The organism is Stenotrophomonas sp. PS02297 (assembly GCF_029959705.1).
GTDB classification, from domain to species: Bacteria; Pseudomonadota; Gammaproteobacteria; order Xanthomonadales; family Xanthomonadaceae; genus Stenotrophomonas; species Stenotrophomonas nitritireducens.
In genome coordinates this window covers 1-11793 of sequence record NZ_JASCOS010000110.1, presented here as the reverse complement: position 1 = coordinate 11793, position 11793 = coordinate 1, and the positions used below count along the sequence as shown (strand labels likewise).

At 70.5% G+C, this 11793-nt stretch carries 13 protein-coding genes; 6 read left to right on the top strand and 7 right to left on the bottom strand.

All coding sequences use genetic code 11. From position 1 onward, the window contains the following. Window positions 1-136: 136 nt before the first annotated feature. Window positions 137-1957: an EAL domain-containing response regulator gene (locus QMX80_RS15830; RefSeq protein ID WP_282278074.1), complete on the bottom strand. Its 1821-nt coding sequence runs from the start codon at window positions 1955-1957 to the stop codon at window positions 137-139. A 31-nt stretch (window positions 1958-1988) separates the two neighbouring features. After that, on the bottom strand, window positions 1989-2630 hold the full coding sequence (locus QMX80_RS15825) for a DUF4126 domain-containing protein (protein ID WP_055766336.1): 642 nt from the start codon (window positions 2628-2630) through the stop codon (window positions 1989-1991). Between the two features lie 168 nt (window positions 2631-2798). Between QMX80_RS15825 and QMX80_RS15820 the strand changes: the two genes are divergently transcribed. The 5 genes from QMX80_RS15820 (at window position 2799) to ampE (ending at window position 6354) form a co-directional block, all read left to right on the top strand. Further along, window positions 2799-3536 (top strand): DUF6776 family protein, encoded by a 738-nt coding sequence (locus QMX80_RS15820; RefSeq protein WP_273080988.1) that lies wholly within the window; start codon window positions 2799-2801, stop codon window positions 3534-3536. A 2-nt stretch (window positions 3537-3538) separates the two neighbouring features. After that, window positions 3539-3967: a polymer-forming cytoskeletal protein gene (locus tag QMX80_RS15815; RefSeq protein WP_055766332.1), complete on the top strand. Its 429-nt coding sequence runs from the start codon at window positions 3539-3541 to the stop codon at window positions 3965-3967. A 31-nt stretch (window positions 3968-3998) separates the two neighbouring features. Next, complete coding sequence (erpA, locus tag QMX80_RS15810; protein ID WP_055766328.1) at window positions 3999-4385, top strand: iron-sulfur cluster insertion protein ErpA; 387 nt, start codon at window positions 3999-4001, stop codon at window positions 4383-4385. Window positions 4386-4484: 99 nt separating this feature from the next. Next, window positions 4485-5390: an NAD(+) diphosphatase gene (gene nudC / locus QMX80_RS15805; RefSeq protein ID WP_273080986.1), complete on the top strand. Its 906-nt coding sequence runs from the start codon at window positions 4485-4487 to the stop codon at window positions 5388-5390. Window positions 5391-5466: 76 nt separating this feature from the next. After that, complete coding sequence (ampE, locus tag QMX80_RS15800; protein WP_282278069.1) at window positions 5467-6354, top strand: regulatory signaling modulator protein AmpE; 888 nt, start codon at window positions 5467-5469, stop codon at window positions 6352-6354. Window positions 6355-6509: 155 nt separating this feature from the next. Here the strand turns inward: ampE and QMX80_RS15795 are convergent, their stop codons facing one another. The 5 genes from QMX80_RS15795 to QMX80_RS15775 all read right to left on the bottom strand — a co-directional run bounded on the left by QMX80_RS15795 (window position 6510) and on the right by QMX80_RS15775 (window position 10484). Further along, on the bottom strand, window positions 6510-6917 hold the full coding sequence (locus QMX80_RS15795; protein ID WP_282278075.1) for a DUF2752 domain-containing protein: 408 nt from the start codon (window positions 6915-6917) through the stop codon (window positions 6510-6512). 12 nt (window positions 6918-6929) lie between these two features. Continuing rightward, a complete protein-coding gene (locus QMX80_RS15790) occupies window positions 6930-7238 on the bottom strand; it encodes a CD225/dispanin family protein (RefSeq protein WP_055766319.1) in 309 nt (102 codons plus the stop codon). A 26-nt stretch (window positions 7239-7264) separates the two neighbouring features. Then, entirely contained in the window at window positions 7265-7582 is a 318-nt protein-coding gene (locus QMX80_RS15785) for a hypothetical protein (protein WP_282278066.1), read from the bottom strand. A gap of 90 nt (window positions 7583-7672) precedes the next feature. Then, window positions 7673-9562, bottom strand: a complete 1890-nt coding sequence (locus QMX80_RS15780) for an MFS transporter (RefSeq protein WP_282278065.1) — start codon at window positions 9560-9562, stop codon at window positions 7673-7675. Continuing rightward, window positions 9549-10484: a LysR family transcriptional regulator gene (locus QMX80_RS15775; protein WP_273080979.1), complete on the bottom strand. Its 936-nt coding sequence runs from the start codon at window positions 10482-10484 to the stop codon at window positions 9549-9551. Before QMX80_RS15775 ends, QMX80_RS15780 begins: the two co-directional genes overlap by 14 nt. A gap of 99 nt (window positions 10485-10583) precedes the next feature. On the opposite strand from QMX80_RS15775, the gene QMX80_RS15770 reads away from it, so the two are divergent. After that, a complete protein-coding gene (locus tag QMX80_RS15770; protein ID WP_282278064.1) occupies window positions 10584-11765 on the top strand; it encodes an MFS transporter in 1182 nt (393 codons plus the stop codon). The last annotated feature ends 28 nt before the right edge of the window (window positions 11766-11793 follow it).

Genomic DNA, 11793 nt, shown 5'->3' with positions numbered 1-11793 from the left:
CGCGCACAGGCAGGCGAGCGCGGCCAGGGCCGTGGCGATCGGCTGCGCGGGCACCGGCGGCGGAAGCCATGGCGCCGCGCCGGCGGCCACCGCGAGCATCGCGGCGGCCATGGCCCAGCGGTTCGCCGCCTGCATGTCAGAGCACCGTGTTCTGGAAGTCGAAGTCCAGCTCGCTGCCGACCGACTGCACCACGTTGCCCTGGATGAAGTCGATGCCGCTCATCCACATCGCGGCGGCGGCCTGCGGGTCCTCGATCTGCTGGCCGATGATCTGCAGCCCGGCGCGGTGCGCGGCGTCGATCGCCCCGCGCAGTTCGTCGCGCAGCTTCTGGCTGCCGTGGCTGCCGGCGAAACGCCCGGCCATGCGCACGAAACCCAGCGGCAGCTGGGTCATCAGCGCGTTGGCTTCGTCGCCGGGTTCGAACTGGCTCAGGCAGAACTGCACGCCTGCCGGCATCAGCTTCTCGCAGAACTGCTGCAGGGTCACCGCATGCACCAGCGCGTCGGCCAGGCGCACGTCGATCACCAGCGCGCTGCCGGCGATCTGCCGGTCGGCGATGGCCTTGAGCAGCCAGTCGGCGAACGCTTCGCGGGCGAGGGTGCGCAGCGACTGGGACACGAACAGGCGCATCGGCGGCACGGCATGCTGGTAACGGTGCAGCAGGCCCAGCGCGTGGTCGAGCACCTGCTGGTCGAGATCAGCGATGCGCCCGGCCGCCTCCGCGGCCGGGATCACCTGGCCGGCCGAGAGCAGGGTGCCGTCGTTGCGGCGCAGGCGCAGGAGGACCTGGTACTGCGCGGTATCGCTGCCGGCGACCGCCACGATCGGCTGGTAGGCCAGTTCGATCTGGCCCTCCAGCAGGGCGAGGTGTTCCTGTGCGGCGGCATCGGTGCTGCCCTGGTAGGCGGCCACGCCGTCGGTGACCAGGCGCGCCTGCAGGGCGGCGCGCTCGACCGCCTCCAGCGCGACGCCGGCGTCCTCGAAGCCCTGCGACAGGTGGGCGTGGCCGATGGCGCAGCGCAGGTGCAGCGATTCTTCCTCGCGCACCAGGAAGGGATGCGCGGACAACGCCTGGCGCACGGAACGGGCCAGCGCATCGGCTGCGTCCTCATCCATGCCGCGGGCCAGCAGCAGGAAGCTGTTGTCGTTCAGCCGCGCCAGCAGGTGCGGGCGACCGGCTTCGGCCAGGCGCCGGCCAGCCTGCATCATCAGGCGTTCGAAGGCGGCATAGCCATAACGTTCGCGCAGGCTGAGCGCGCTGGCGATCTCGATGAACATCAGGCCACCGGGCTCGGCCGCGCTCAGCGCCGCGTCCAGCTGCAGCATCAGGTTGTGCCGCGTAGGCAGGCCGGTCTCGGGATTGTTCAGCGCCGGGCCGGCGGCCGCGCCCTGCGATTGCTGGCGCGAGCGGCGGATGCGGTTGGCCACCGCGGCGACCAGGTGGCGCGGGCGGATGGGCTTGGTCAGGAAGTCGTCGGCGCCGCTGTCGAGCACTTCGAACTGGCGCTCGGGGTCGGGGTCGCCGGTCAGGAACACGATCGGCAGCAGCTGCTGGTGCGGGTTCTGGCGGATCAGTGCGGTCAGGCGCATGCCGTCCAGCCCGGGCATGTGCAGGTCCATCAGGATCAGGTCGGGGCGGTGCTCGGCGATGGCCTGCTGCACGCCTTCGGCCTCCATCTGCACGATGGCCTGCATGCCGGCGCCATGCAGCACGCTCTGCGCGAACAAGGCCTGCGAGCGGTCGTCCTCGACGATCAGCACGCGATAGGGGGTCTCGGCGGCGGCCGGGTCCTGGTCCGGCGCGGCGGCCGGGCTGGCGGGCGGCGCGGCGATATGCGCCCGGACCGCTTCGGCCGGCGGCGCGTTCTCCACGCTCCAGCGCTGCCAGTAGTCCGCGGGCGGAACCTCCGCGCGCGACAGGCGGGCGGAGGAAGTGGGTGTGTCGTTGCTTGCCATCGGTGCTCCCCGTATGCCGTGGATTATGCGGTCAAGGGGCCGGCGGCAGCGAATGGTCCCTTGCCATCGCCGATGTCCGGGCCGGCGCGGGGGGCGCGGCGAACAGGCGCTTCATCCCGCGCCAGAGCGCGCGCCAGACCAGCCATACGGTCAGCGCGCCGAGCAGGCTCGCGCCCAGCACGAAAACCAGCGCCAGCCAGGGATGGGCCAGCGCCAGGGCGAGGCCGGCGATCACCACGCCATCTTCGGCCACCGACGCCGCCCAGTTGCTGGCCGGTTCCGGCGAGGTGTTCAGCAGCGCGCGGGTGCCTGCCTTCAGCCCATGGCTGGCCAGCGCCACACCGGCACCGGCTGCGAGCGCGCCGGTACCGAGCTGCCCGTCCTGCGAAAAGGTCGCCGCCGCCAGGAAGGCGCCGGCGGGTACCCGGGCCAGGGTCTGCAGCAGATCCCAGATCGAATCCACGCCGGGGATCTTGTCGGCGAAGAACTCGGTGGCCGCCAGCGCGGCCGACGTGCCCAGCACCCACCACGACTGCGTGGCCTGCAGCGCCGGCGGCAGATCGACCCAGCCCAGCAGGCCGGCCAGGCCGACGCCGAACACGGTCAGGTACACGCGGATGCCGGCCAGCCAGGCCAGCAGGATGCCGATGACGAAAACGTGGGCTTCGGCCATGGTCGCGGACTCCCGCGGGAACTGTGAGCAGGATCGCAACTATCGATCATGCCCCCGGCGATTGCCAGTTCCCGCCGGGCCGCGACGGGAGTCGTTTACACTGCCCAGCCGTTTCAACCGGAGCGAAGGTGCCGCTTCGCGCAGGATCCGGCACCGGTATGTATCGCCATGAGCAACCGATCTCCGTCGCGTTTCCATATCACCCTGCGGGGGACGCCGCAGCGACCGGCCTGGACACGGCTGGCCATCCTCGCCGTCGCCTGGCTGCTGTCGCTGCTGCTGGCCGGCTGGCTGGCCGCCCGCTTCGCCTCGCCGGACGCCGGCGGATTGCGCGAGCGCCTGCGCCAGAGCGAGCGCGCCGCCGCCGCCCAGCGCGCCGAGATCGAGGAACTGCGGCAGAGGCAGGCCACGCTGGAAGCGTCGGACAAGATCAGCCGCGCGGCCAACACCGAGGTGCAGGCGTCGCTGGCCGAACGCGACGAGGAAATTGCCGGGCTGCGCGCCGACGTGGCGTTCTACGAGCGCCTGGTGGGCGCGACCAGCCAGCGCAAGGGGCTGAACGCGCATTCGGTGGAGTTCTCCACCGAAGCCGCCGGCACCTGGCATTACAGCGTGGTGCTGACCCAGAACCTGAACCGGGGGGCGATCAGCCAGGGACAGATGCGGTTCTCGGTGGAAGGGGTGAAGGACGGCAAGCTGGCGACGGTGACCTGGGATGAACTGCACCAGCGCAGGGAGGTGCCCGGGCAGGCCTATTCGTTCCGGTATTTCCAGCGCCTGGACGGCAGCGTGATGCTGCCCAAGGATTTCACACCGCAGCGTGTGCGAGTCTCGCTGGCCGGGCCCGGGGGGAGCGCGACACAGACATTCGATTGGAAACTCGCCGGCAGCGGCAGAGGGGAGTAGTCATGTTCAAGAGCAAGTCCAGCCGCGACAGCCACCTGGTGGTGGATGCCCTGATCGGGCCGCAGGTGGTGATCCGGGGCGACGTGGTGTTCAGCGGGGGCCTGTATGTGGAAGGGCGCATCGAGGGCCGGGTGATCGCCGAGGAGGGCGCCAAGGCGGTGCTGACCCTGGCCGAACAGGGGCATATCGACGGCGAGGTGCGCGCCTCGGTGGTAGTGCTCAGCGGGCGCATGGACGGCGACGTCCACGCGGGCGAACGCATCGAACTGACCCCGACCGCGCGGGTCAACGGCAATGTCCACTACCAGGTGGTGGAAATGGGCGCCGGCGCGCAGCTCAACGGCCGCCTGGTGCATGCGGCGGCGATGGCCGCGCTGCCTTCGCCCGAAGCGGTGGCGATGCAGGAGAAGGCTGAAGCGGCGGAGGCTTGAATCGGCGCGCGGCCGTCCCCATGCTGGGCGCATGAGTACGCTCGTTTCCCTGCCCGGCGCAACGGCCGCCCCCGATTACCAGTCCCTCGATCGCCCGCTGAACTTCACCGCGGCCGCCGCGGCCAAGGTGAGCGAGCTGATCCGCGACGAGGGCAACGACGCCCTGGCGCTGCGGGTCTACATCCAGGGCGGCGGCTGCTCGGGTTTCCAGTACGGCTTCGAGTTCGACGAGAACCGCGCCGAGGACGATCTGGCGGTGGTCACCGATGGCGTGACCCTGCTGGTGGACCCGTTGAGCCTGCAGTACCTGATGGGCGCCGAGGTGGATTACACCGAAAGCCTGACCGGCGCCCAGTTCGTGATCCGCAACCCCAACGCCCGCACCACCTGCGGCTGCGGCAGCAGTTTCGCCGTCTGAGCGGCGCGCGCCCGCGCCGCGCCATGCCACGGATGCGCCGGCGCCCCCGCGAATGCGTGGAACTTCTCGCCACGATGGTTTGCCGGTAGGCTCCCGGGGATGCCTGCTCCCGATTCTTCCCTCCACGGACACGCCTTCGCCGGCGCCGCGCTGGACCGCGCCGATGCGCTGCGCGACGACGCCGACGCCCTGGCCCGGTTGTGGCCCGATGCCCGCGTACTGGTGCTCGACGCCGACGGCACGGCTTTCGCCGATGCGGATGGCCAGCCTTTCCTGACAAGCGGCCGCGAGCTGGGCGGCGGGCCGGGCGCGGCCATCTTCCTCGGCCTGCAGCAGGAGCGGGCGTGGTTCGTGGTCGAGGCGGCCATGGTCTCGGCGCAGGCGCCGGGGCGCATCGATCTGCGCCGCGCCGCTGCCGAGTGGCCGGCCGAGACATCGGGGGTGTTCTGCTACGCGCGTGGCATGTCGTACTGGCATTCGCGCAATCGTTTCTGCGGCGTCTGCGGCGCCGCCATCGTTTTCGGGCGGGGCGGCTTCATCGGCCGCTGCGGGCAGTGTGGCACCGAGCACTATCCGCGCGTGGACCCGGCGGTCATCGTCGCGGTCGAGCATGACGGCCGCCTGCTGCTGGGGCGCCAGTCCAGCTGGGCGCCGCGCCGCTGGTCAGTGCTGGCCGGGTTCGTCGAGCCGGGCGAGACCTTCGAGCAGACCGTGGTGCGCGAGGTGTTCGAGGAGACCCGGGTGCGGGTGATCCAGGCCGACTACCTCTGCACCCAGCCGTGGCCCTTCCCGGGCGCGCTGATGGTCGGCTTCCGCGCCACCGCGCATGGCGACCTGCCGCAGGTGAATGGCGAACTGGAAGACGCGCGCTGGTTCGACGTCGAGGAGATCGGCGCCGCGCTGCGCCGCGAACAGGCCGACGACGGTCTGGGCATCCTGCTGTCGCCGCGCATCTCGATCGCGCGCACGCTGATCGAGGACTGGTACCGGCGCCGGCAGGCATGAAGCCGGCACCTGGCCGCCGCGGGCATCGACATGCGCGGCCATGGCGGGGCCTACAATCGGGACCCGGAGGAATCGCATGTTCACGACCCTGGTAGCAGTGATCGCGGCGCTGGTCCTGGGCCACCTGGCGCCCGGGCCGATGGCGGCCCTGCGCGACTGGCGCTGGTTCGGGCGCTGGCTGGGCTGGCTGCAGGTGCGCGAGGGGGGCGGCAATGCCGGCCGCTTCGGCCTGCTGCTGGCGGTCGTACCCTGCGTGCTGGTGGTGGCGGTCGTGCAATGGCTGCTGGCCGGGCGCCTGTACGGACTGCCGGCGCTGCTGTTCGGCATCGCGGTGCTGGCACTGTGCTGGGGTCCGCGCGACCTGGACCGCGATGTCGAGGCGGTCATCGATGCCGAGGATGCGGCCGCCCATGACGCGGCCATCGCCCAGCTCCAGTCCGCCGGCGGCAGCCTGCGTGAGGATGCACCGACGCTGGTCGATGCGACCATCTACAACGCGCTGCGGCGCTGGTTCGCGCCCCTGTTCTGGTTCCTGCTGCTGGGTCCGCTGGGCGCGGTGCTGTACCGGCTGCTGGCGCAGTCGATCCACGGGCCGATCGCGGCCGCGGTGGCCGCCGAGGCCCGCGACATGGGCGCCTGGGCGCTGGCCCTGCTGGAATGGCCGGTCGCCCAGTTGATGACGCTGTCGATGGCGCTGGTCGGCAATTTCGACACCGTGTTCTCGGCGTGGCGCCGCGCTGGCGGCAACCGCTGGTCGCTTGACCTGGGATTCCTCGGCGAGGCCGCGCGCGCCGGCGTCGGCATGGAACTGGCCGAGGACGCGGCCGATGCGCGCGAAGCCGGGCTGGTACCGCATGCGGAACGCCATCCCGAACTGCGCGACGCGATGAGCATGGTCTGGCGCATGCTGCTGCTGTGGATGGCGCTGCTGGCGCTGCTGATCATCGCCGGCTGGGTGGGATGAGCGCGACTCCGTAGGCGCCTGGCATACCCGGCGCGGACCTCACCGCCAAGAGAACTTCATGCGGGGGCGGGCCCCCGTGTCCGGTGATCTGCGCCACGCAGGCAAGTGACGCGCAGGGAGCATCGCGCGCGTGGGAGCGCAGCAGAGGCGCCTTTTCAGCCCGGTGCGAGCAGAGTGAACGGATACCAGGGCAGGTTGCGGGCGATCCAATACACCGGCAGCACCACCAGCCACAGCTTCGGCTCCATCACCACCTTCATCAGCGGCTGCAGCCAGCGCGGGTTCCAGCCGGCGGACCAGAGCACCATCAGCGGGACCAGGGCGAGCGTCGTCAGGCCCAGCGGATTCATCGAGAACGCGCGCAGCAGGTCGCCATGGACCAGCGCATGCAGTGCGCGCGTCAGCCCGCAGCCGATGCAGTAGTACCCGGTGAACGCCAGGAACATGCAGGGCGGGAAAGGGTTGCCTTCGACATTCGGGTCGAAGGTCCACAACAGCCAGATACCGACGGGGATCGCCAGTGCGATCCCCGCCAGCGCGAACCTGTGGCGGGTTCCGAGCAGGAGCGCCACGGTTTACTGGTATTGCTGCAGCATTTGCAGGTAGGCCGCACTGCCGCCCATGGCGAAGTAGATGACGTTGAACAGCAGGCCGACGATGGCCAGCGCGGTGGCCACCCAGCACCAGGTCTTGGCATTGTTGGAGGCGCGGCGCGCGCCATCGATGTCGCCCTGGTTCAGCAGCGTGTTCACCTTGCTGGAGAAGACGATGGCGACGATACCCACCAGGCCCAGCGGGCAGCACAGGCAGGTGGCGAGGACCGTGGCGATGATCGACCACGCCAGGTAGTTGGGGATGCTGCCGGTGGGATTGACGGTATTCATTGCTTCTCCGGTGGGGTTGCGGGAAATCAGCGTGACTTGCAGGCGTTCGCCGCGGTCAGCGACGAGAGGATCATGGCCGCGATCCAGCACAGCGGCCAGGTGATGAAGCCGATGAAAACGAAGCACAGCAGGACGTTGACGGCGGTCAGGGCCCAGTAGCCGAACATGATGATCAGACCGGTGCCGACATTGCCGGCGTATATGTGGCCGATGCCGAAGGTCTGCACGAACAGTCCCGGCAGCACTTCCAGCAGGGCCGCCACGCCGCCGGATTTCTGCGGGTGGTAGTAGTGGTGCACCTGCTGCTGCGCTGGAACGGCGGGCGGTGGCGGTGGGATGTCCATGTTTCCTCGGTATCGGCGGGTGCCGCGCGTTCCCTGCAGCCGCATTGGAGTGGTTAGCGTAGCGATTTGCCCCACAGGCGGTAAAGCCGGTCAGGCATGGTCGCCGCGCAGCGCCCTTACCCGGGTCTCCAGCGCCGCCGCGTCGGTGGCGGCGCCATCGACCGCGGGGCCGGCGGCCACCTCGATGTGCGCGCGGAAGCGGCGCGGTACCCGCATCCGCCCCAGCCGGCTGTCGCGGCGGCTCCACATGCTGCTCCACATGCCCTTGAGCGCCAGCGGCACCACCGGCACCGGGCGCCGGGCGAGGATCTTCTCCACGCCCGAGCGGAACGGCGTGATCTCACCGTCGCGGGTCAGCGCGCCTTCTGGAAAGATGCATACCAACTCGCCTTCCGCCAGTGCGGCGTCGATGGCGTCGAACGCGCGTTGCATCAGTTCGGCGTCCTCCTTCGGGCTGGCGATGGGGATCGCCTTGGCGGTGCGGAAGATCCAGCGCATCACCGGGATGTTGAAGATTTTGTAGTACATGACGAAGCGCACCGGGCGCGGCACCACCGCCGAGAGGATCAACGCGTCCATGTAGCTGACGTGGTTGCAGACGAGCAGCGCGGCGCCCTCGTCGGGCACGTGCTGTTCGATGCCGGCCGGGCGCAGGCGGTACAGCGTGCGCACCATCACCCAGCTCAGGAAGCGCATCAGGAACTCGGGCACGATGCTGAAGATGTACGCGGCCACCAGCACGTTGGCGATGGCCAGCGCCAGGAACAGCTGCGGCACGCTCCAGTCCAGCAGGCTCTGGGTGAGCAGGCCGGCCATCGCCGCCAGCACGATGAAGCCGGAGTTCTGGATGTTCAGCGCGGCGAACACGCGCGACATCTCCGATTTCGGCGTGCGGCTCTGGATGAGCGCGAACAGCGGCACCACGAACAGGCCGGTGAACAGGCCGATGCCGAGCAGGTCGACGACGATGCGCACGCTGCCGGGCTGGCGCAGGAAGCCGGCCACGTCCAGCCCGCTCGCCGCCACCGCGCCGGTGCGGGCGAAGTACAGGTCGAACAGGAACGCGCTCATGCCGAATGCGCCCAGCGGCACCAGACCGATCTCGACGATGCGCCCGGACAGCTTCTCGCACAGCAGTGAACCGCTGCCGGTGCCCACAGAGAACAACGCCAGCGCGAAGATGTACAGGGTCGAGCCGCCGCCCAGGTTGACCTCGGCGTAGGCCGGCAGCTGCGAGGTCAGGATGGTGCCGACGAACCAGAACCAGGACACGCCCAGCACCGCGTTGCGCACCGCCTTCTGCTTTTTGGCCATGCGCAGCACGGCCAGCGATTCGGACAGCGGGTTCCAGTTGATCTTCAGGTCCGGCGCGCCGGCATCCACCTTCGGGATCAGCCGCGCGGCGGTGTTGCCGGCCACCGCCAGCGCGATCACCGCCACCGCCGCCACGACCGGACCGTGGCTGCCGGGCAGGGTGAAGATCAATCCGCCGGCGATCATGCCGCCGAGGATGGAGAGGGAGGTGCCCATCTCGACCAGGCCGTTGCCGCCGGTCAGTTCCTCCGGCTTGAGGATGGAGGGCAGCACCGAATATTTCACCGGCCCGAACAGGGTGGACTGCAGGCCGGTGCAGAACAGCGCCACCAGCAGTACCGGCATGCTCTGGGTGAGGAAGCCCAGCGCGGCCAGCGACATGATCGCGATCTCCATCGTGGTGGTGACGACGATCAGCCGCTGTTTTTCGAGCTTTTCGGCGAACTGGCCGGCCAGCGCCGAGAACAGGAAGTAGGGCAGGATGAAGATCGCCGGGGCGAGCATGGCGTAGATGCTGCGCTCCTTCGTGCTCACGCCTAGGAAGAACAGCAGGCCGATGATGGCCTGGCGGTACACGTTGTCGTTGAAGGCGCCCAGCGCCTGGACGACGAAGAACGGCAGGAAGCGGCGCTGTCCGAGCAGCGCGAACTGGTTATGGCCGGCCACGTGGGTTCCTTGGTTTGCGGCGCACCTTAGCAGGTTCGATGGAGGCCCCGTGCGTGGCGGCGGCCGGCAGCAGGTCGAGCAGCGCACGCGCGGCGGGCGTGGGATCGGCGCGCCACGCCACGCAGGTGCGGAAACGGAACGGCTCGGCCAGCGGGCGCACATCGACGCCCTGCATGCGCGCGGCCATGCTGTCCGGGATCGCCGCCACCGCCAGCCCGGCGGCCACCAGTTGCCGCAGCAGTTCGCCATGGCTGACTTCGTACTGCAGCTGCGGCGCGACGCCGCGTTCGAGCAGGGCGTCGTCCATCATCCGCCGCACGCCGGCGCCGGGCACCAGCGCGGCCAGCGGGACGCCGTCCAGCGCCTGCAGCGGCACGCGCCGCAGCGCCGCCAGCGCGTGTCCAGGCGGCAGCAGCAGCGACAGGCCTTCCTCGTCCAGCAGGTGGTGCTGCGCCGGCAGCGGCACCTGCGGGCCGACGCCCACCAGCGCCACGTCCAGCCGGCCCTCGGCCAGCTCGGCCAGCAGTTCCTCGCTCATGCCCACGCGCAGGTGCACGTCCACCGCGGGATGGGTGCGGCGGAAGGTGGCGAGCAGGGCGGGCACGTCGACCACGGTGAGCGCGGTGATCTGGCCGATGCGGATGCGGCCGCGCACCGTGCCCAGCGCCAGCGCCATTTCCTCCTGCAGGCGGGCGGCGGCCTGCAGGGTCAGCCGCGCATTGCGCAGGAACACCTCGCCGGCCGCGGTGGGGCGCACCTGCCGGTGGCCGCGCTCGAACAGGCGCGCGCCGAAGGCCTCCTCCAGCCGCGCCACCTGGTGGCTCAGGGCCGACTGCACGGTATGGCAACGCGCCGCGGCGGCGGTGAAGCCGCCTTCCTCGGCCACGGCGACGACGAATTCCAGCTGGCGCAGGGTGAACATGCCATCACTCAAGCAGATGGCATGGATGAAGACAATGCATTTGTGTCATTGAAGGCGGGCGCACAGACTTGGCGCCCGCTCCTCCCGCCAGACACCGCGATGCCCGCCGATTCCGCCCACGCCAAGGTTCTCTCCCCGTCGCGGGTATTGCTGCTGGCTGCCGCCACCGGCCTGATCGTGGCCAGCAATTACTACGCCCAGCCGCTGCTGCAACTGCTGGGCGAGGCGTTCGGGCTGGGGGCCGGCCAGGTCGGCTGGGTGGTGACCGTGGCCCAGTTGTCCTATGCCGCCGGCCTGCTGCTGATCGTGCCGCTGGGCGACCGCCTGGAGCGGCGCCGGCTGATCGTGGCGCTGTTCGTGCTGGCCGCGGCAGGGCTGGCGGTCAGCGCCAGCGCCGGCCATTTCGCGCAGCTGCTGGCGGGCACCGCGCTGAGCGGAGTGTCCGCGGTGGCCGCGCAGGTGATCATTCCGCATGCGGCGACGCTGGCCGCGCCGGAGCGGCGCGGACGCGTGGTCGGCACGATCATGGCCGGCCTGCTGCTGGGCATCCTGCTCGCGCGCACCGCGTCGGGCGTGCTGGCCGGCATCGGCTCCTGGCATACCGTGTACTGGGTGGCGGCCCTGGCGCTGCTGCTCATGGCGGTGGCGCTGGCCCGCGCGCTGCCGGCCTACCGGCCCCGCGCGACGCTGTCGTATCCGCGCCTGATCGCCTCGGTGCTGGCACTGTTGCGCGACGAGCCGGTGCTGCGCCGGCGCGCCCTGCTCGGCGCCCTGCTGTTTGCCGGCTTCAGCGTGTTCTGGACGCCGCTGGCGTTCCTGCTGTCCGGCCCGGCCTATGGCTACTCCATCGCCACCATCGGCCTGTTCGGGCTGGTCGGCGCCGCCGGTGCGCTGGCCGCCAGCCGTGCCGGCCGGCTGAGCGACCGCGGGCTTGGCCGCCAGGTGACCGTCGGCGGACTGCTCCTGTTGCTGCTGTCGTGGCTGGTGCTGCTGCTGGCGCCGGTCTCGCTGGCCGCGCTGGTGGTGGGCGTGCTGGCGCTGGACGTGGCGGTGCAGGCAGTGCACATCGACAACCAGAGCACGATCTACCGGCTCGACGAAGGCGCCCGCAGCCGCATCACCGCGGCCTACATGACCTGCTACTTCATCGGTGGCGCGGCGGGTTCAGTACTGGGCACGCAGGCCTGGACCCGGTCTGGCTGGACCGGCGTGTGCACGGTGGGCATCGCCCTGGCGGTGGTGGCGCTGCTGGCGACGCCGCGCGCGCCGGCGCGACGCTAGGCGGCGGGCGCCGCGGCCTGCGCCGGCC